Origin of the sequence: Motiliproteus sp. MSK22-1 (assembly GCF_001968815.1) — a bacterium.
Classification (GTDB): domain Bacteria; phylum Pseudomonadota; class Gammaproteobacteria; order Pseudomonadales; family Balneatricaceae; genus Motiliproteus.
In genome coordinates, this window is sequence record NZ_MIEQ01000056.1 from 1 (window position 1) to 319 (window position 319).

Sequence of the window (319 nt, forward strand, 5' to 3'; positions counted from 1 at the left end):
AGTGGTTGGACAACACCTACCCGCAGATCAAAAGGCGAGCTTTCGAGGAAGGAGCGGAGATCTACTGGGGCGATGAAACGGGAATACGTAACGACTGCCAGCACAGTCGGGGTTACGCACCAAAGGGGCAAACGCCGGTAGTTGAAATCAATGCCAAACTGTTCTCAACGAATATGATCTCAGCGGTTAACAACCAAGGTGCTGTACGCTTCATGATGTATGGAGAGAACATGACAGCAAAAGTATTACTACGGTTTATGAAGCGTCTGATAAAGGATGCGGGACGAAAAGTGTTTCTCATTCTAGACAATCTTCGAGT

Annotated in this window: 1 protein-coding gene; it reads left to right on the top strand. The window is 47.6% G+C overall.

The annotated features are described in order from the left end of the window. On the top strand, nucleotides 1-319 hold a 319-nt coding region (locus BGP75_RS17180; RefSeq protein ID WP_198939392.1), incomplete at both ends, for a transposase.